Annotated in this window: 20 protein-coding genes; 9 read left to right on the top strand and 11 right to left on the bottom strand. The window is 67.5% G+C overall.

Translation table 11 applies throughout. From position 1 onward, the window contains the following. Positions 1–123: 123 nt before the first annotated feature. Together QSK30_RS14320 and QSK30_RS14315 are read right to left on the bottom strand one after the other, a co-directional pair. Entirely contained in the window at positions 124–279 is a 156-nt protein-coding gene (locus QSK30_RS14320; protein WP_285503080.1) for a DUF397 domain-containing protein, read from the bottom strand. Positions 280–281: 2 nt separating this feature from the next. Then, complete coding sequence (locus QSK30_RS14315) at positions 282–1,115, bottom strand: helix-turn-helix domain-containing protein (RefSeq protein ID WP_285503066.1); 834 nt, start codon at positions 1,113–1,115, stop codon at positions 282–284. Between the two features lie 476 nt (positions 1,116–1,591). Between QSK30_RS14315 and QSK30_RS14310 the strand changes: the two genes are divergently transcribed. The 4 genes from QSK30_RS14310 to QSK30_RS14295 all read left to right on the top strand — a co-directional run bounded on the left by QSK30_RS14310 (position 1,592) and on the right by QSK30_RS14295 (position 5,883). Then, a complete protein-coding gene (locus QSK30_RS14310; protein WP_285503064.1) occupies positions 1,592–1,954 on the top strand; it encodes a helix-turn-helix domain-containing protein in 363 nt (120 codons plus the stop codon). A gap of 67 nt (positions 1,955–2,021) precedes the next feature. Next, positions 2,022–2,477 (top strand): flavodoxin family protein, encoded by a 456-nt coding sequence (locus tag QSK30_RS14305; protein ID WP_285503062.1) that lies wholly within the window; start codon positions 2,022–2,024, stop codon positions 2,475–2,477. Positions 2,478–2,567: 90 nt separating this feature from the next. Beyond that, complete coding sequence (locus QSK30_RS14300) at positions 2,568–4,280, top strand: hypothetical protein (RefSeq protein WP_285503060.1); 1,713 nt, start codon at positions 2,568–2,570, stop codon at positions 4,278–4,280. Between the two features lie 109 nt (positions 4,281–4,389). Beyond that, a complete protein-coding gene (locus QSK30_RS14295; protein WP_285503058.1) occupies positions 4,390–5,883 on the top strand; it encodes an FG-GAP-like repeat-containing protein in 1,494 nt (497 codons plus the stop codon). 114 nt (positions 5,884–5,997) lie between these two features. Here QSK30_RS14295 and QSK30_RS14290 read toward each other — a convergent pair whose 3' ends face one another. The 6 genes from QSK30_RS14290 to QSK30_RS14265 all read right to left on the bottom strand — a co-directional run bounded on the left by QSK30_RS14290 (position 5,998) and on the right by QSK30_RS14265 (position 11,524). After that, positions 5,998–8,397: a type 1 periplasmic-binding domain-containing protein gene (locus tag QSK30_RS14290; protein WP_285503057.1), complete on the bottom strand. Its 2,400-nt coding sequence runs from the start codon at positions 8,395–8,397 to the stop codon at positions 5,998–6,000. A 121-nt stretch (positions 8,398–8,518) separates the two neighbouring features. Continuing rightward, on the bottom strand, positions 8,519–9,505 hold the full coding sequence (locus tag QSK30_RS14285) for an aldo/keto reductase (RefSeq protein ID WP_285503056.1): 987 nt from the start codon (positions 9,503–9,505) through the stop codon (positions 8,519–8,521). A 12-nt stretch (positions 9,506–9,517) separates the two neighbouring features. Beyond that, positions 9,518–10,498, bottom strand: coding sequence for an aldo/keto reductase (locus tag QSK30_RS14280; protein ID WP_285503055.1), 981 nt, complete (start codon positions 10,496–10,498; stop codon positions 9,518–9,520). Next, entirely contained in the window at positions 10,495–10,881 is a 387-nt protein-coding gene (locus QSK30_RS14275; RefSeq protein ID WP_285503053.1) for a MerR family transcriptional regulator, read from the bottom strand. Before QSK30_RS14275 ends, QSK30_RS14280 begins: the two co-directional genes overlap by 4 nt. A 45-nt stretch (positions 10,882–10,926) precedes the next feature. Beyond that, positions 10,927–11,307, bottom strand: coding sequence for a type II toxin-antitoxin system death-on-curing family toxin (locus QSK30_RS14270; RefSeq protein WP_285503051.1), 381 nt, complete (start codon positions 11,305–11,307; stop codon positions 10,927–10,929). 10 nt (positions 11,308–11,317) lie between these two features. Next, complete coding sequence (locus QSK30_RS14265; RefSeq protein ID WP_285503048.1) at positions 11,318–11,524, bottom strand: ribbon-helix-helix protein, CopG family; 207 nt, start codon at positions 11,522–11,524, stop codon at positions 11,318–11,320. Between the two features lie 59 nt (positions 11,525–11,583). On the opposite strand from QSK30_RS14265, the gene QSK30_RS14260 reads away from it, so the two are divergent. From QSK30_RS14260 to QSK30_RS14250, 3 genes are all read left to right on the top strand, one after another. Next, positions 11,584–12,177 carry a TetR/AcrR family transcriptional regulator gene (locus tag QSK30_RS14260; protein ID WP_285503046.1) on the top strand — a complete coding sequence of 198 codons (594 nt, stop codon included), beginning with the start codon at positions 11,584–11,586 and terminating at the stop codon, positions 12,175–12,177. Between the two features lie 223 nt (positions 12,178–12,400). Next, positions 12,401–12,565: a hypothetical protein gene (locus QSK30_RS14255; protein ID WP_285503044.1), complete on the top strand. Its 165-nt coding sequence runs from the start codon at positions 12,401–12,403 to the stop codon at positions 12,563–12,565. A 33-nt stretch (positions 12,566–12,598) separates the two neighbouring features. Next, positions 12,599–12,880 carry a hypothetical protein gene (locus QSK30_RS14250; protein ID WP_285503042.1) on the top strand — a complete coding sequence of 94 codons (282 nt, stop codon included), beginning with the start codon at positions 12,599–12,601 and terminating at the stop codon, positions 12,878–12,880. 40 nt (positions 12,881–12,920) lie between these two features. Here QSK30_RS14250 and QSK30_RS14245 read toward each other — a convergent pair whose 3' ends face one another. Beyond that, a complete protein-coding gene (locus QSK30_RS14245; RefSeq protein WP_285503041.1) occupies positions 12,921–13,667 on the bottom strand; it encodes a hypothetical protein in 747 nt (248 codons plus the stop codon). A 397-nt stretch (positions 13,668–14,064) separates the two neighbouring features. Next, positions 14,065–14,688: a uracil phosphoribosyltransferase gene (upp, locus tag QSK30_RS14240; RefSeq protein WP_285503039.1), complete on the bottom strand. Its 624-nt coding sequence runs from the start codon at positions 14,686–14,688 to the stop codon at positions 14,065–14,067. A 924-nt stretch (positions 14,689–15,612) separates the two neighbouring features. On the opposite strand from upp, the gene QSK30_RS14235 reads away from it, so the two are divergent. Then, positions 15,613–16,290 (top strand): DUF1707 SHOCT-like domain-containing protein, encoded by a 678-nt coding sequence (locus QSK30_RS14235; protein WP_285503037.1) that lies wholly within the window; start codon positions 15,613–15,615, stop codon positions 16,288–16,290. Positions 16,291–17,151: 861 nt separating this feature from the next. On the opposite strand, the gene QSK30_RS14230 is transcribed toward QSK30_RS14235, so the two are convergent. Further along, positions 17,152–17,799 carry a TetR/AcrR family transcriptional regulator C-terminal domain-containing protein gene (locus tag QSK30_RS14230; protein ID WP_285503035.1) on the bottom strand — a complete coding sequence of 216 codons (648 nt, stop codon included), beginning with the start codon at positions 17,797–17,799 and terminating at the stop codon, positions 17,152–17,154. Between the two features lie 56 nt (positions 17,800–17,855). Here QSK30_RS14230 and QSK30_RS14225 point away from each other — a divergent pair, with 56 nt between their 5' ends. Beyond that, complete coding sequence (locus tag QSK30_RS14225) at positions 17,856–18,470, top strand: DUF4386 domain-containing protein (protein WP_285503033.1); 615 nt, start codon at positions 17,856–17,858, stop codon at positions 18,468–18,470. Positions 18,471–18,538: the final 68 nt, after the last annotated feature.

Here is an 18,538-nt window from a genome sequence, read left to right as displayed (position 1 = left end):
GTGGTGCTCAGGTTCTTCTTGGTCGACGAACCAACTACCGGAGACCTCACCCATGTCGACCACCGACACGCCCAACAGCACCAACTCCAGCTCAAACAGCCCGAGATGACTTCGATACAGGCCCTAGCGGGCCAGCCGGGTGACCAACGCCCGAACGGCCGAACGGGACACGGGCAACGACACCTCGGGGTGCTTGCTGTCGCGAACAGCCGCGAGGTCCTGACGCAGCTCGACGCAGTTGCCTGCGTTGCCCGAGCGGGAAGCCTTACGCCACTCCATGATCACAACCTTTCCACGAGTTGGTCAATCATACTGCGACTTTCCGCACCGGAAAGCGCAACTTGCCGCAGCGCCAGGCGCACGTCTTCGTAGATGGCCGCCTCGCGGTCGTAGAGGAAGACGTTGCTCCGCTGCAACTCCACGTAGACCACCGGCGAAGCCTGTGGGAACTCGATGAGCAGCCAGGCGTGGATCAGCGCCCGGTGCGGCACGCCCTCCGGCACCACTCGGACGCCGTGACCGCGCTGGTTCGCGTCGCGGAGGTGCCGGAGTTGCTCTCGTAGCGCGGCAACACCGCCATACGGGGTGCGGAGTGCCCCCTCATGGATATACGCCTCGTAGTCGACCGAGGGAAGAACTTGCTGTCGGCGCAACCGGGCGATCCACCGCATCTCCACATCCCGGGTCGAAGCGCCGTCGGCGACCATGAGCCCGACCGCGTAGGCATAGGTCTGCATCAGGCCGGGCACCACGGTGAGGGACCAGTCGGTCAATGCCCTGGCATTGCTCTCATGCCCGGCCAGCATGCCGACATCCGGCAACACCCCTGGCAGCGGCCGTGACCACCACCCCTCCGCTTGCCCGGTGGCCCTGGCGGCCTCCACCAGCTCGTTGCGTTGTCCCACCGGGACTTGGTAGAGGGTGAGGAGCATGGCGACCTCCTCACTGGTGATGTGCCGCTTGCCGTTCTCCGTCCGGCTCAGCGTCGCGGCCGACCACTGCAGCGCCTCCGCCGCCTGCTCCAGCGTGTAACGGGTCTGCTCCAATCGGATGGTCTTCAACTGGGCGCCGATGGTCCGGTCGCGCGCTTGGGACGGCTTCCGTTCACCCGACATGACGAACTCTCTTTCCGCTTTTGCAAGCGTCAGCGCGCTTGTCGACCTAGGCATATCTTTCTGCTACCAGGAGAAAGGGAGGGCCCAGCCGTGGCGAACTGTACAGACTCCACTCAGGACGTCGAATACTGGCTCGGGGTGCTCCGCCAACGCAAGTGGCTCATGTATTTCCCCGGTGCGCCAGGCGACACGCGCGAAGTCAGCGCCGTTCTCACCTGGCCGGATGTCTACGACGTCGTCGTACTCATAAGCGAGTCGCACGCACTCGCTTATCGTGCACCGCGCGGTAACGACAACGACCCGTTCGCCCCAGAGTTCGTCTTAGACAGCTACGCCGGACCGGCTGTGTGGACGCTGCGGTGGCTCTTAACGCAAGAGCCGCCCGGTAAGCAGCTTTCACCACTTCGCCCGGTGCCGGCGGACTTCACGATCCCGTACCGTGGGCCGGTGACCATCCGACCGGCCAGGAGCACGCCATGAGCGCCGACGACGAAATCATCAGACTGGTCAACGCCTCCCAATCCGAAAAGTACATCCCGGATGCACTCCTCCCCCGGCTGCGCGCTGAATTGCGCAGGCGCTACGAAACCGGCGAGACGATCCACGCCCTCTCCGCCGCCATCGGTCGCAGCTACTACACAACGCGAAACGTCCTCACTGAATCCGGGGTCACCATGCGACTCCCCGGCCGAGGTGGCGTCGTCGCCGACAACCACGCCCTGCGAGAACGCGCCGCCGCCCTGATCTCCCAACCCGGCGCCACCTACCGCTCCGTCGCGGCCGCGCTCGGCGTGCAGAGCTCCACCGTCTTCCGCTGGACGCACGCCCAACGCTCCTGACCGCGTGCGGTCGAGTTCGCCGCGGATCGTGTTGCGGACTGTCGGCGGCCCCGGCACGCTGGAGCGCGTGCCGAGGCTGCTAATCGTCCACCACACGCCCTCGCCCAACCTGCAGTCGCTGTTCGAGGCGGCCGTGCTGGGGGCGAGCGACCCGGAGATCACCGGGATCGAGGTCGTCCGGCAGGCGGCGCTCTCGACCACCGCCGCGGACGTGCTCGCGGCTGACGCGTACCTCTTGGGCACTCCTGCCAACCTGGGCTACATGAGCGGCGCGCTCAAGATGTTCTTCGACCTCATCTACTACCCCTGCCTCGACAGCACACGCGGACGCTCTTACGGCCTCTACGTCCACGGCAACAACGACACCGCGGGCGCTATCCGCTCCGTCGAGTCCATCACCACCGGGTTGGGCTGGGTGAAGGCCGCCAACCACGTCCTCTCCACGGGGGAACCAGGTAAGACAACCCTCGACGCCTGCCGAGACCTCGGCGGCGTCTTGGCCGCGGGGCTGATGCGCGCGTAGATGGGCCGTTCGGGTTGTCCACACTGTTACAACGTGCGAGGCCGGTAAGACCTCGGTGACGGACAGTCCCCGGCCGAGTACAAGAGAACCATGAGCGACGACAAGGCTGGCGGGGACTCGGCAGACCACTCGGTCACCGGCGGGGTGGGTGGGGACGCCGCCCAAGTGCGCGACGTTCACGGCGACATCTACTTCGGCGGTACCCGGGCGACCGACCGCCCAGTGCCGCACCAGCTCCCTGCGGGCCCGCTGACGCTCGTCGGCCGGGCCACCCAGCTCGACCTGCTCGACTCCTGGTGCGAGACGGCCACACCGATCATCGTCTCGCACCCGGCGCCCGGGGCGGGCAAGTCGGCGCTCGTCGTGCACTGGGCGGCCCGACAGGCCACCCGCTTCGCCGACGGCATCCTGTACTTCGACCTGCGCGGCACCGACCCGTCGGGGATCGCCCGGCGAACCGCGGACGTGATCCGCGACGTCCTGCGCGCCTTCGGTGACGACCTCCCCCAAGGCGACGACGCGCAGCTCGCGCTCTACCGGTCACTCCTCGCCGCGAAGTCCGTGCTCTTAGTCCTTGACAACGCGCGCGACGGTGCGCAGGCGCTCCCCCTCCTGCCGCCGGGGACCAAGTCGCTCGCGATTGTCACCAGTCGGAGCCCGCTCGCGGACCTGGCAGCCCAAGGAGCCCGAGCACTGCCGTTCGACGTCCTCAACCCGGGAGACGCGCAGACACTTCTTAGCGTTCTCGTGGGTCAACAGCGGGCAATGCAAGAGCCCGAGGCGTTCCACCGGTTGGTCGAGCTCTCTTGGGGCGTACCCGGGGTTGTCGGCGCCATCGCCGGTATGGCTACCGGGCCCCTGGCCGAACTGGCGGCCAAACTATCCGCGGACCCCGCTGTCGCGCAGGCGCCGGATCCGGCAGCACGGGCGCGCGCGGTCGCCGGTTGGGGTCGCGGACAAGCACCTGTACCCGAGTGGCGGGAGCGGCTCTCCGCGCGGAGGGCGAGCTGGGCGGAAAACCCGCGAGTCCTCTACGCGGTGGCCGCGGCGATGTGCGTGTCGGTAGCGTTGGTGTCAACCGGGATGTTCGAGGCTGCGGGACTGCTCGCAGGGGTGTACTTCCTACTGCGGTTCGCGCTCATCGCGTTCGGGCTCGCGTACGTGGAGCGGGGCGGGCCGCGTGCGGTGCTAGCGGGTGGTGCGCTTGTCGGTAGCACTGTCTACTTCGGTGTCGACGCTCTGGTGTCGATTCACAGCAACGCGCGCTTCTTGGTGTGGTTAGAACTCTTCGCGGTAGCGGCGTTTGTCGTACTCGCGACCGCGCGCTATCGACCGCTACGCCATTTGCCGCGCAGGCTACGGTGGGCGCCAGTGGAATCACGTCTGGTAGCACTAGCGGTACTGGGCGGTGTGGTGGCGTGGTTCATACTCCTGTTCGTCGGTGTGGAGTTCACCGGCGCGTACGGCTACGCGTCGACCTTCACCCTCATCGACACGACCGGACCACTCGGCGGGCTGCTGCCATTCCTGGTGATCGGCGGGTTGTGCGTGGTGGTGGCCCTCACGCAGCTGGAACACGAGTCCCACCGGCTCTTCGCCGCGTCGGCCGTCACCGCCTACTTCGCGCCGGAGGTGTTGCTGCTGCTCGGTTCGCTGGCGTTCGGTGACCAGTTCAGCTACCTCGGCAACGGCGTCGGCGGCGCGATGCCGTCGGTGACCTGGCTGACCGTGGCGCAAGCGGTCGTCGCGGTCGTCCTGGCCGGGGGCACGGCGGTGCTCGTCCGAACGCCACCGCACCGGTGACTGTCCGGATCGGACGGAACACGCAGCAAACAATATTGGTTAAATGAGAAACAACCTGGTGCTGGGGAACGATTCGGCGGTCAAGGCATACGCCGAATTGGAGGCACCGATGACCGTTCGCTCCCGGGTTACCTGCGTGCTCGTGGCGGCTGTGGCGTTGGCGACCGTGCCGGGCACCGCGCAGGCGGCGAACCCGATCACGTTCGCCCCCAGGGTGGACTACGCGACGGGCAACAACCCCGAGTCGGTCGTGGACGCGGACCTCAACGGTGACGGCAAGACCGACCTGATCACCGCCGACCGGTACGAGTGGCACCTGACCGTCCTGCTGGGATCCGGCGCGGGCGCGCTCGGCAACCGCACGACCGTCTACCCCGGCGACGAGCCGACCGCGCTCGCACCCGCGGACTTCAACGGCGACGGCAAGACCGACGTCGCGGTGACCACGGCGGGCGAGGTGTCCATCCTCCTCGGCGCGGGCAACGGCACGTTCGGGCCACGCGCGGGCTACCCGGTGAGCGGCGGTGCCGAGGGCATCGCGGCCGGGGACCTCAACGGGGACAAGAAGATCGACGTCGTGGTCAGCCGTCCAACTGGGATCTCCGTGCTGCTCGGCGCCGGTGACGGCAGCCTGGGCGCCGCGGTCGACATCCCGTCCGGCGGGTACTCGCGCGGGGTCGTGCTCGCCGACCTCAACGGCGACGGCAAGACCGACATCGCCATCGGCGGCTTCTTCAGCGGCACCGTCTCGGTGTTCCTCGGCGCGGGCAACGGCACCTTCGCGGCGCCGGCGGCGTTCCCCACCGGGGCGAACCCGATCGACATCGCCGCGGGTGACTTCAACAAGGACGGCAAGGTCGACCTGGCCACCGCGGACTACGGCGCGGGCAGCGTGTCCGTGCTGCTGGGCGCGGGCAACGGCACCTTCGGCGCGCCCGCGTCGCAGGGGATCGGGCCGTCGCCGTTCGGCGTCGCGGTGACCGACCTGGACATGGACGGCGACAACGACCTGGCGGTCTCACTGTCCGGAGCGGACACCGTGACCGTGCTGGGCAACGGCGACGGCACCTTCGTCCCGGCGGCGAGCCTGGGCACCGGCACCAAGCCGACCGAGGTCCTGGCGTCCGATGTGGACAACGACGGCCGACCGGACCTGGTGACCACCAACCGCGACGCGGACGGCATCTCGGTGCTGCTCAACCGCACCGTGCCGCCGAAGTCCGACCTGGCGGTGACGCTCAAGGCCACGCCGCGGGTCGGGATCCTGGTCCCAGCCCTGGAATACACCGTGACGGTGCGCAACGCGGGCCCCGACCCCCTGCGGTCGGCGACGGTGACGGCCACCCTCCCGGCGCGCCTGGCGGCCGTCGGCGGCCCGGGCTGCACGGTGGCGGGCACCGCGGTGACCTGCCAGGTCGGCGCCCTCGCCGTGGGCGCCTCGGTGACGAAGACGTTCTCGATCCCGTTGCGGCTGTTGACGATCGGCACCTACAAGGTGACCGTCGCCCGCACCGCGAGCGCCCCGATCGACCCGGTGGCCACCAACGACACCGCCAAGTCCACCTGCTCGGTCCTCGGCTTCATCGCCGCGGCCTGCTACTAGAAATAGACCTCCGCGGCCGGTGTTCCCCCCTCCAATGCCGGCCGCGGAACCCCCCGGTGTTCCGTCGCGGTGATGCTCCCACCGCGACGGAACACCCACAAACCCGGAGCCCGTTCACCCTATTTTGATCACCTGGATCCGAGCAGAGCCCTTGGCGTCGTTGAGTGTGGGCAGGCTGACCTTCTGGGGCACGATCTGCTTGAGACTGGTCTGCACCAAGATCGCATCGAACGTCGGGCCCCCTGCGGACCGCGCGTCCTTGATCGCCTCGGCGGCGAAGCGGAAGGCGTCGTTCCCGGTAGATGTCTCGCTGCCCACCGCGGTGTTCGCAAGGCTGGTCAAGTACAAGTCAAGCCATTCATTGGCCTGCCCTCGACCGTCGGGGTCATAACTTTCACCAGGTTTTCCGGCGGCTGCTTCGACAATCATCCCAGGGCCGACCAGAACGGCCATAGGATTCTTTCGATTGGCGCACGTGGCAAGATTCTTCATTCGACTCAAGATCGCAATCGTCTGATCGGCGCGCCCGACAAGAATCGGGATCCGAGTGTCGGCGTGTTCACACATCACACCGATTTTCTCGTCGTCAACCTCAGACATCTTTTCGCTCACCTTGATGTCGCTCTCCTCCGAACCGACCTTCTCCCCACGCAGCGAACTGTGCAGTTCGGCACTGAAGTAAGTATCGTCGGGATCATAGACAACCGCCCCCTTCTTGTCCCCCATCTCCCGAAGCCAGGTCGCTATCGTGGCAGCAAATGCGGGGTTGAGCGGGGCGGTCAACGAGATGTCATACTTCGCGACCATGGCCGAACCGTACATGCTGGCACCGATGACGGGAATCCCCTTGAGGTTGCCCAGGATCACATCGCGAACTTCTTGCCTGCTTTGCGATATCCCGATAACCGCCGCCAACTCGCCCTGTCCGGCGTGTGGCCGTGCCGCGATCTTCGCGGCCACCCAGGCGCCCCCGGCGAATCGGTCCCCGCTATTGGCGAGGATCAGTTTGATGGGTACCAGATTGCCATTCTTCGCCGTGTTGTTGTGTTCGCGTTGCGCCCGCACCGCTCCTTGAAGCTGCCAGATCGAGTTCGGTGGCGCCGTGCGCCCGACGATGTCGGGACGAGTCAAGGGGGCGAAGAACACAACCTCCCGGTAGTAGAGCGGCTCATTGTCCTCACCACGCAGGCTGTCCACAAAAGCATTGTTCTCGAACACCTCATTCTCCAGGTCGCTGAGGTGTGGTACGTCGTCGGCATACGGTTGGCCGAAGCTGCACCCGCTCTCGATCACGCCTACTCGCTCGCCGGAGTCCAGCACTTTGGTGTCGGCGCAGCCGCTGCCGAAATAGCGGTAGGCGGCGAATCCACTGCTCGCCAGGAGAAGCAGCACTGTGAGCACCAGCGGCGCCAACGCGGAGACCCGCCCGGGGACCTTGGGAGTGACCAGGCGGTGGGTGCTCAGGTAATTCCGGGCGACCGGGTCCGGTTCGAAGTCCGCAGGCAGGCGCAAGACGATCCGGCGGGGCTGACGGGCGTTCTGCTGGTCCACCAACTCGCGCAACGGCTGCGCAGCCGCGTCGAACTCCACAACGGTCTCGTCTTTGGCGACGGCCTCTTCGGGCATCGCCGCGATCACCAGCAATGGCATGGCCGGGCGGTCGCTGGACAGCTCGTCGTACAGGTCGACCAGTGTGGCCCCTGCCGATTCGTGCGCGTCGATCATCAGCACCGGTGTCCACCTGCGGCGCCTGCGGTGTGGGAAGAAGCGCCTGCGCCGCATGAAGAGCGCGACATCGCGTAGCAGCGCGTCGAACAAGATTCGCCTGCGTAGGGTGCGAACATCACCCAGCATCCCGTCGGGCAACAGGTACACGGCTTGGCCGATGAAATCGCCGTGCAGACCGGTCGCCTTCACCACGTGCTCGCCGAACCACTGCAGCTTGCGGCTGTTCAATCGCCGGGCGAACAACCAGCGGCTGGGCCCTTGCAGCAGCGCCGTGATCACGAACCCCAAGACCTTGCTCGGCAGTTCGCCGGACGCGCTCACGCGCTTGGCCCAGGAGAGCAGCTTCCTGCGCCCTTCCCAGCGCTTGTAGAGCCAGTCAAGCAATTCGTCCCGGTTTGCGTCCGTCTCGGTCAGGTGGACGTGACCAGCAGCTTGGAACACATCCAGGCACAGGGCGAACTGCTCAGCCCGCCACCGTCGACCCGCCCCCGAGGGGATGCTCGACCGCAGCTGGTTGACGATCTCGTCGAACAGCGCGGTATCCGGTTCGGCCGCGGCGCGCGCCATGGCCAGGGTGATCGCGCCGACACGGGCGCTAGGGACCAGCGGTCGGTCCTTGATGTCGCGGAGCCGGTCGTGGTACCCGTCGACGAAGAGCTTGCTGTCGGCCGGGTCTGCCGAGGTCACGGCTATGACCAACGGTGGCATCGAGGGCTTGGTCTCGACGATGTGGTCGATCAGGGGGAGTACGAACTGCATGCCGTTGACCGGCTTGAGCATTGCCACCTCCGTACGGTGTGCGCTGTGCTGAAGAGATCTCCAGCGCAGCGCACATCGTTACGGCTTGGGCCCAATCGGGCACAGAATGTGACATCCGCGCGTGGTGCGGACACCACAGTGGTGGTAGTTACCGGCCCAGGGTTTTCATCGCCTCGGCCGGGTAGCGCTCGCCTGCGACCGCGTCCACCGGAACGGCGTTCTCGATCGCGGTGATGTCCTCTTCGGACAGTGCGATGTCCGCCGCGGCCACGTTCTCCACGAGGTACTTGCGGCGCTTGGTTCCCGGGATCGGCACGACGTCCTCGCCGCGGGACTGGACCCACGCCAGCGCGAGCTGCCCGGCCGTGACGCCGCGCTCCTCGGCCAGCGAACGCAGGGCCGCCACGATGGCCAGGTTCTTCTCCAGGTTGCCGTCGGCGAACCTCGGCTGGCCCGCCACCCGGAAGTCGCCCTCCTCGAAGTCCGCCTTCGAGGAGAAGCGACCGGTGAGGAAACCGCGCCCGAGCGGCGAGTACGGCACCAGGCCGATGCCCAGTTCCCTCGCGGTGGGCGCGATCGCGTCCTCGATGTCGCGCGACCACAGCGACCACTCGGTCTGCAGCGCGGTGATCGGGTGGGTGGCGTGCGCGCGGCGCAGGTTGTCCACGCCCGCCTCGGACAGGCCGAGGTAGCGGACCTTGCCCTCGGCGACCAGCTCGGCCATCGCGCCGACGGTCTCCTCGATCGGCGTGTTCGGGTCGACCCGGTGCTGGTAGTAGAGGTCGATGTGATCAACCCCGAGCCGCTTCAGCGAGGCCTCCGCGGCCTGCTTGACGTACGCCGCGTCGCCGCGGATCGCGCGCACGCTCGGGTCATCCGGGTCGCGGACGACCGCGAACTTGGTGGCTAGCACCACCTGGTCGCGGCGGTCCTTAATGGCCCGCCCGACCAGCTCCTCGTTGAGGAACGGGCCGTACATGTCGGCCGTGTCGAGCAGGGTCACGCCGAGGTCGAGGGCTTGGTGGATGGTGGCCACCGACTCCGCGTCGTCGCGGCCCGCGTAGAAGTCGCTCATGCCCATGCAGCCGAGGCCCTGGGCACTGACGGTCAGGTCACCGAGGCGCCTGGTGTCCATTGCGTACTCTCCTTATTTGCCAACGGCTCGCTGCATCGCGGGGGTGTACCGCTCGCCCGCGAACGCGCTCGCCGGTGCCGCCGACTCGACGGCCGCTACGTCCTCTTCGGACAGTTCGATGGTGGCGGCGGCCACGTTCTCCGCCAGGTAGGTCCGCCGCTTGGTGCCCGGGATCGGGACCACGTCGGCACCCTGGGCCTGCACCCAGGCCAGCGCCAGCTGCCCGGCGGTCACCCCGCGCTCGGCCGCCAGCGACTCCAGCGCGGCGACGATCGCCCGGTTGCGGTCGAAGTTGTCGGCGCTGAACCGGGGCATCGAAGCCCGCATGTCGCCCGCGCCGATGTGGTCCGCGGCGACCCGGCCGGTCAGGAAACCGCGACCGAGCGGCGAGAACGGCACGATGCCGATGCCCAGCTCGCGGCAGGTGGGCAGCACCTCGTCCTCGATGCCGCGGGTCCACAGCGACCACTCGCTCTGCAGCGCCGCGATCGGGTGCACCGCGTGCGCGCGCCGGATCGTCGCCGCGCCCGCCTCGGACAGGCCCAGGTGGAGCACCTTGCCCTCGGCGACCAGCTCGGCCATCGCGCCGACGGTCTCCTCGATCGGCGTGTTCGGGTCGACCCGGTGCTGGTAGTAGAGGTCGATGTGGTCGACGCCGAGCCTGCGCAGGGACGCCTCGACGGCCTCCCGCACGTAGGTGACGTCGCCGCGCACGACGGGCCCGTCGGGGGTGTGGCCCGCGATGCCGAACTTGGTGGCGAGCACGACCTGGTCGCGCTTGCCCTTGATGGCCTGGCCGACCAGTTCCTCGTTGGCGCCCGCGCCGTAGACGTCGGCGGTGTCGAGCAGCGTGACGCCGAGCTCGAGCGCCCGGTGGACGGTGGCGGTGGACTCGACGGGGTCGCCGGTGCCGTAGCCCTGGCTCATGCCCATGCAGCCCAGGCCCTGGGCACTGGTGGTCAACGCGCCGAGCGCGCGGGTCGGGATGGTCATGCGGTGGCCTCCTGGACCGTTTCCACGCAGATGATGCGCTCGTAGTTCTCGATCTTGTAGTCCAGCACGTCCAGGCACGACCGCAGCTCCTCGATGCGGGCGCGGACGTCGTCGCGGTGGCGTTCGAGGATGCGCTTGCGCGGCGCGGCCGAGGCGATGCCCTGGTGGCGCAGGCGGGCGTACTCGCGCATGAGCTTGATCGGCATGCCGGTGGTGCGCAGCCGGGTGAGGAAGTGCAGCCAGCCCAGGTCGTCCTCGGAGTAGACCCGCCTGCCCCCGGAGTCACGCGCGGGCGGGTCGATGAGTTCCATGCGTTCGTAGTACCTGAGGGTGTCGATCGACAGCCCACTGCGGTGGGCGGCCTCGGCGATCGCGTAGGTCACCTGTCGACCGTAGAAGCTGGAGTGCACTCCAGGTCAACTCGAAACTCAAGATTTCGGCAGCGCCCACGCCTCGAGGTGCTCGGCCATCTTGGGCACCTCGACCGATCCTCGGCCCACGGCGCGCACGATGTCCAGGGCATCGTCGGTGTCGGCGTCGATCCACCAGCCGTTGATATCGCACATCGTGACCGCCGCCACCCAACCGAGTCGCCAATTTCCCTCGGCCAGGGGACGGGTCCGGACGATCGAGTCGAGCAGCGCGGCCGCCTTGAGCCACAGCGAGTCGTAGGCCTCGACGCCGAGCACGGTGGCCCGCGGCCGGTGCGCGGCGGAGTCGAGCAGCCCCAGGTCACGCACCACCAGGTCACCGCCGGTGACGGCGGCCGCGAGGACGAGCAGGTCGCTGGCGTCGAGGTAGGCGGTCACCCGGAGATGATCACACAGGGCCCAGCCGGTCCAGCAGGCCCTGGTAGCGCGGCAGGATCCGGCCCAGCACCTCGCCGAGCTGCTCTTCCTTGTGCAGGCGGGCCCAGCGGTCGGCCAGGGCCAAGCGCATGATCTCCTGCTTCGAACGCCCCTCGGCGGCCGCGAGCTCGTCGAGTCGGGCGTTCTCTTCCTCGGTGAGCCGCAACGTCATCGCCATGGGAACGACGGTACCACCGTGATACCACGATAACACTGTTATAGCGGTAGACTGCCGAGGTGCCCAGACCCAAGACCCACGACGAGGCACTGCGTCTCCGCCTGCTCGACCGAGCCGGAGAACTGCTGTCCCGCGAGGGCGCCACGGCACTAAGCCTCCGCAAACTCGCCGCCGACGCAGGTACATCTACCACCGCGGTCTACTCCCTCTTCGGCGGGAAGCCCGCGCTCGTCCGCGAGCTCTACGTAGAGGCTTTTCGACGTCTGGGAGGCCGCCTTCGGGCGGTAGCACCTACCGACGACCCCGCCGAGGACCTGATTCGTCTGGGCCTGGCCTACCGCGAGAGCGCCTTGGCAGACCCCCACCTATACGGGGTGATGTTCGGCGGCGCCGTACCCGGCTTCGAACCAGACGAAGCGGCGACAGCACAGTCCCGCGCCGCATTGGCCCCGCTGCTGGAGGTCATCGCAACGGGCACCCGCGCGGGGGTCTTCACCGACCACGACGGCACCATGGCAATGGGGTGTTGGGGGATCGTGCACGGTCTGGTGTCGCTAGAGCTGTGCGGGAACCTACCGCCGGAGATAGACGTACCGACCACGTACGAACGCGCCCTCCGCGCCAACACCGCAGGCTGGACACGCGTCAGATAGAGCCGCGTCTTCGTGGTGCCGGAGATGTCGGCGCGGGTTGCTGTACTCAACAGTCGTCAGGTTCCCGAGTGGAATGGCGGTTCATGACGAGCTACATCGGCGCTAGACCTGCATGTGCTGGCTGCGTGAGCGCTTTCTGACCCGCAGAAGAAGCTTCAGCCTGGATGAAATGATCTTGCTCACGCCGAGGGCTCCTCGGCGGGGTGAAGCTGCGGGGTGCGAGTTGGCGCTAGCGCTGGTGCACGACCTGCGCGAGCAGCGGACGCCGTGGGACAAGGACGACTTGGCCGCGTTATACACCGACGTGCTGTCGGAGTTCGTGCTCGCGCGCGCGTCGGCGGGACTGACGACAGCACCATTCGCAACGACACCAGCCACTTGGAGTTGATGCGGGACTGGTTCCGGCCAGCCGTTGTGGGAGATGGAGCCCACCGACGCCGATGCCTACTTCTGCTGCGCGCTGCGCAGCGTCGCGCTGTGGACCCGTGTGGGACGAGCCAGCGTGCCCACGCTCTACGTCGACGCCCTCAAACTGCGCTACCGCGCCGAGATCTACAACCTGACCGGGCGGCCGGTGGAATGCCCGCTCGACGAGGTGAACCGACCGCGCCGCTCGGTCGAGCCGCGGCTGAGCATCCGCCGACCGAGGTCGAGATCGAGCAACTGTTGTCAGTGGTGCGCGGCAGCCGAACGGGTTCGATGACAAGCAAGAAGACTACTCATTGGGGACGTCGCGATGCCTGTCATCTAGTGGTACTTGGGCGCAATGGAGGCCGCTGCTTCAACCGGACTCGCAGCCTGATACCAGGCTTGATTCCTATCGCCGACAATTGGCGGTCGTCGCCTTTCTTGCCCTGTCGTTCCGCCCACTGCCATCCCATGTCAGGCAGTGGTTGGCCGGTGTGAGCCGACACCAGTTCCCACTTCTCGCCGTAGCTGAAGGCTGGAACCACAGATGCAAGGCCAAGCCAGAGTTCGTCCAGGAACTCCTGCACACTGGTGTGCGGGAAGGCGGGGACCGCGATGCCCTTCGGGAGTGGGCTGTCTTCGCGTAGCGGGCCGGTCTCAACGAACACCAGTGCCTTCTCGATGCTCTCGTGTGCGATGTCGAGGGCAGCCTGGACACTCTCCTCGATGGCCGAGCCTGGGAGCCTGTCGCGCAGTACCTCTTCGATCGTGGTCTGAACGACCGCATCGAGGCTGCGGAGTCTGCTGGCCCGCGCGACCGAGACCGCGTCGACGAAGTCGGCGACTCGCGTTCCGTCCGGGTAGTCGTTCGGGGCGTACAGCACGTACGGGCGAAACCACAGGATCAGGAAGAACGCGACCGCGATCCCGACCGGGAACGCCACTGAGAACACCGCAAGCAGTCCTTGGATCCAGCCCTCAGATTGGGTCGCGACAATCCCGACGGTCACCTCGGCCACGCCCAGGAAAGCCGCGATCACCCACAACGGGTTCATGCCATGGGAAGGCTCCAGTGCGGTCACCCTTGCCCCCTTCGAGATCGAGTGGGGGCTAACCATATCGCTTGAGGGGTGGCAGCCCGGCTGGATAGCAACCATGCGGGCGGCGGTCTGGGTCTGGTGACCGGCTCCGCGATCGTACTGACCGAGGTGGAGCGCTGTAGCGCCTGCGGCGGCGGTGTCTGCACGAGGGTGCGAGCAGCGCGGCCGCGGACACTTCGTTGACGTTCATCACCACTGATCTTCAAGCCGTTGGCACACAACGGGCTGACCGACCGCCACCAGCATCCAGCCGAAAGGCCCGACGTGATCTTGCACGTCACGTTCCCAAAGTCGCGAGTTCAACCCCGGTCACTTTCAGTCACACTAAGGTCATGCAGGACACTTGTTGGGTGTCACGAGGCGCATGGAATGTTGAGTATCAGACCGCGCCGTACTGGCGGTCGCCTGCGTCGCCGAGGCCGGGGACGATGAAGCCGGAGTCGTTGAGCCGGTCGTCGATGCTGGCGGTGACCAGGCGGACCGGCAGGTTGGCGCCGCTGAGCCGCTCGATGCCTTCCGGCGCCGCCAGCGCGCAGATCGCGGTGACGTCGGTGGCCCCGCGGTCGGTGAGCAGTTTGATCGTGTAGACCATCGAACCACCGGTGGCCAGCATCGGGTCCAGGACGAACACCGGCCGCCCGGACAAATCCTCCGGCAACGACTCCATGTACGGAGTCGGCTGCAACGTCTCCTCGTCGCGGGCCAACCCGACAAACCCCATCTGCGCATCCGGGATGAGCTTGTGCGCCTGGTCGGCCATCCCCAACCCCGCCCGCAACACCGGCACCAACAGCGGCGGATTGGCCAGCCAATACCCGTCCGTCCGCGCCACCGGCGTATGAATCCGCTCCACCCGCACCGGCGCACTGCGCATGGCCTCGTAGGTGAGCATCACCGTGAGCTCCTGCAACGCCGCCCGAAAGGTAGCGCTGTCGGTCCGGGCATCGCGCATGACGGTGAGCCGGGCCTTGGCCAGCGGGTGGTCCACGGTGAGCACGTCCATGGACCGAAACCGTAGCCCAGCGGTACGCGAGCGCGACGACCATCGTCACGGACATGGGGAAGTCCATGCGGGAAGTCGCCCAGGCGGGCGCCCTCGACGGGGGTGGATTTCCCCAGGTCCGTGACACCACTTGTCCGCGACGCCCCCGGCCCTATGGTCGACACCCACGGCCCGTGACACCGCAGGCCCGTGACGTCGCAGGCCCGTGACCCCGCACGGGCCTACGAGGCGGCGAGGTCGACAAGGGTCGGCATCGACAGGGGCAAGGGTTGGCGAGGATCGGCAAAGCCCGGAGGTCTGGGAGACCGCGACGCCACAAGGCCGGAGAGCGTGACGTCCGGGGGGCTGCCGGGGAGGGTCTACCCGGGGGGGCTGCCGCCGGGGTTTGCACCGCCGCGCGGCCGCGGACCCGCCGCAGGGATCACGGACCCTTCCGATCCGACACGGGGCATCTCACGCCACGGGGCATCGGCGGACCAGGTCCGGGCAGGTCCGGGCAGGTCCGGTCTACCCTGTCGGTCCAGATCGGGGGAAGGTCCAGATCGAGCGTGGGTCCGTACCTGGGTAGACCGAGTAAAGATCGTGAACCTGGGACTCATGTCATCGCCGGGTCTGGTCTATCGCCGGGTCCGGTCTTCTGTCATCGCCGGGTCTGGTCTTCGCCTCTCCCGCTCGCACCGACTTCTTGAGCAACGAATCGAACAGGCGTGCTAGTTCCGCATCCACATGGCTCGTTCGAGTGAATGCCTCGTACCCTGCCGGGTCGCCGGGGTGCGTGATCTCTGTTCGAACCGTGGCCGGTGAGCATCCGCTGGTCGGCGGCGTCGAACCGGAACTGCCTCGTCGCTACTCGCTACCATAGTCCGTTTACGCTGGTTGGGCTTCTGACCCATTAGGGGGTGCGATGGCGCTACCCTCGTGTGCGTGAGTGAGCAGCCCAGCCTTCCCGGCCCATACGAGATGCGTGCGTCGAACGACGACCGGGAGCGGTTCGCCAAGGTCCTGCACGATGCGATGGCCGAGGGCAGGCTGACGGTCGCCGAGCTCGAAGAGCGGCTCGACATCGTCTACGCGGCCAAGACCTTCGGTGAGCTCGAACCGCTCGTCCGCGACATCCCCGGCCAGCAGGTCGTCCCCCGCGCGGTGGCCCAGCCCGCGCTGTCGCCTGTCACCTCCACCTCCCCCCGGGTCGGTGGTCGGGGTACTTCCGCGAGTGCCATCGCCGTGCTGTCCGGTTCCGAGCGCAAGGGCATCTGGACGGTTCCCCCCACCTTCAACGCCGTCGCGATCCTGGGTGGCGTGGAGATCGACCTGACCCAGGCGACCTTCGAGGCGGGCGAAACGGTCATCCAGGCGTTCGCGCTGATGGGTGGCATCGAGATCACGGTTCCCCCGGACGTGACGGTCCACGTGACCGGATCCGGTTTCATGGGCGGCTTCGGCAACTCGATCCGCACCCAGGCACCGCCGGGGAGCCCGGTTGTCCGGATCACCGGGCTCGCGGTGATGGGCGGGGTAGAGGTCCGGCCGCCCAAGAAGACCAAGGAAGAGAAGAAGAAGCTCAAGGAGCAGAAGGAGGAGCAGAAGGAGATCACGGACTGACCTCCGTGGACACCTCCGCTCACACCAACCGAACACTCACGGATCCGCACGCACTCAGCCGCCCGATGCCTCAACCCAGCCGAAACGCTCGCTGACCTACCGGCCAGAACACCGCAGGCTCCACCAGAGCACGTTTGCAGATGTCGATGGCAAGGCTGTCGCCACCGGGCGGACGGCCGGACGCGCTGACGCGACCGGGGCCTTGCAGTCCAGCGCCACCAATATTGTCCTATTTGGACAGCCGAGCTGTGGGCGATCTGGACTCAGCACCGGTCGCGACCAGGGCAAACGTCAACTTGGCGGCAGGGAACCAAGGCCCGCTGCGGATGATCGACCTAATGCACCGGCTGAACCGCAGCAGAGAGGCCAACCACGCTGGTCCAGCAGCGGAGAAGCCAACCACGCTGACACCCGGCAGGATCCCGACCCCGCTGGTCCAGCAGCGGAGAGGCCGCCTCCCTGGTTCCGCAGAGGAAAAGCCGCCCCTCCCTGGTTCCGCAGAGGAGAAGCCACCCTCGCTGGTCCCGCAGCAGGGAAGCCGTCCTCGCTGGTTCCGCAGCGGTGAGGCCGCCCCGCTGGAAAGCAAGTCCCGCTACGGATGCTCGATCTAGTGGACTCGCTTCGTGTGAGGGGAGAGCACCGCTAAACTTGCCTGGTAGTGGGGATGCCCTTCACCCCACGCTCTTTCCCCACCGCGGTGCTCTAGGGGCCCCACACGAAGCGAGTTCACTAGATCGAGCCCAGGCTTCTAACCCGGGCAACCCAGGGCAGCAAAACCCACCAGACCGAGCCCACACCCGCGACCCGGACAACGAAGACGGCAACACCGAAGCGAGCCCACTCGGGCAAGAAGAACCAGCATCAAGCAGAACCGGCGCACCCGACCAGCAAAACCTGCAGCGACCACCGGAATTGATCTTCGGTGTTCCACCGGGCCACCACCGGCCAAGTAGCCGCGGTCAGCGGAAAGTACTGCGCGTCCATCTGGATCGCCATGCGCTCCGCGACCACCGCCTCCTCCCCGCGCCCGTTCAAGTCCGCCGCAGTAAGCGTCGCCGAGCCCAGCACGTGCACGATCACCACATAGGTAGCGCGGGCGGCGTCATCCGGCGCCAGCCCGGCCGCGACGAAGATTGCCAAGAGGCGCTCGCCGACAAGAGCCGCCGTAGGGCCGTCCATTGGCGCGGTGTGCAAGAGCGCCGCGGCACCTCGGCGACCCAAGAGCACCCCTCTTAGCGCGCACGCGTAATCCTCTACGCGCTTGCGCCATCCCTTGCGCCCCAACAACAAGTCCGGGTCTGCTTCGGCCAAGAGTCTGTCCACCAACGCGCGCTCCAAGGCAGCGCGGTCGGGTAGGTACGTGTACAGCGTGTTCGGCCGCACCCCCAGGTGTGCCGCCACCCCCCGGATCGAGGGGCTCTCCCCGTCGAACAGCTCCATGGCCGCGTCGACGATGCGGGTGGCCGACAGGCTGCGTTTGGGGCCTGGGCGTTGGGGCTTCTCTTCCACGGGGCATCACTGTACAGTGTGCAATATTGCACGCCGTACAGAGATAGGACTCGATCATGCTCCCCTTCCTCCTCGTCGCCGGTGCCGTCGGCGCCAACCTCGCCTTCGTGGGTCTCGGGGTGGTCTTCGGCTACCCGGACGTCCTGGCCAGACCCGCGCCGGAGGTCCTGGACCTGTTCGCGCAGCACCAGTTCGCCGTCTCGGCCCTGTTCGTGCTGCTGGCCGCCAGCGCGGGCCTGCTCGCCCCGATCTCCACCCGGCTCGCGGCCCGCGCCGCCAACCCCGCCAACCCCGCCGGGCTCGTGGTGGTCGGCACGGCGGCCGCCGCCGTGCAGGTCATCGGGCTGGTGCGGTGGCCGCTGATTGTGCCGTTCGTCGACGACCCGGACACCTTCCGCACCCTGTCCACCGTGCTCGGGACGAGCATCGGCGAGACCCTCGGCTACGCCCTCACCGCCGTCTGGACCATCCTGGTCGCGCGCCAGTTCGGCCTCCGCCCGCTCGCCTGGCCCGCCGCCGCGCTGGTGGCCCTCGGCGTGCTCATCCCGCTCGGCGTCCCGGGCACCGACCTGGCCAACTTCGTCGGCTATGTCCTGTGGACGGTCTGGCTGGTCGCCATGGCGGTCCGGGTGTGGCAGCCGAGCCGCGCCACGGTGTCGTCAGGGGCGTGATCAGCAGTCCTCTTGACGCTTGACGACGGTTAGCACTACCGCCTGCCCGGTTAGCGGCACCCCCGCGC

Origin of the sequence: Actinokineospora sp. NBRC 105648, from assembly GCF_030269645.1 — a bacterium.
Classification (GTDB): domain Bacteria; phylum Actinomycetota; class Actinomycetes; order Mycobacteriales; family Pseudonocardiaceae; genus Actinokineospora.
Note: the sequence above shows the minus strand (reverse complement) of the source record. Positions and strands in the feature narration are given on the sequence as shown.